The 294-nt window shown below is 68.0% G+C and carries 1 protein-coding gene; it reads left to right on the top strand.

From position 1 onward, the window contains the following. On the top strand, nt 1-294 hold a 294-nt coding region (locus CBX98_RS26035; protein ID WP_172606056.1), incomplete at both ends, for a peptidogalycan biosysnthesis protein.

Genomic DNA, 294 nt, shown 5'->3' with positions numbered 1-294 from the left:
GGAGCGCGCGCACGCGATGGACTCCGGCCTGCGCATGGAAATGCGCGGCGGCGACGAACTCTCCGATGCCGAGTGGCGACAGATCCACGCGCTCTACGAACTCACCTTCGACATGAAGGGCAACCACGCCGCGCTCACCGCGCGCTTCTTCCAGTACCTCGGCCGCACGCTCGGCCCGAAGGTGCAGGTGGCGATGGCACGCGACGACCACGATATCGTCGCCATGGCACTGTTCCTGCGCGGCGGCGATGCGCTGTACGGTCGCTACTGGGGTGCCGCCGTGGAAGTGTCCGG

The organism is Vibrio sp. T9 (genome assembly GCF_003123985.1).
GTDB lineage: Bacteria > Pseudomonadota > Gammaproteobacteria > Enterobacterales > Vibrionaceae > Vibrio > Vibrio diabolicus.
The sequence above is the reverse complement of the archived record's forward strand: the minus strand, read 5'-3'. Positions and strand labels throughout refer to the sequence as shown.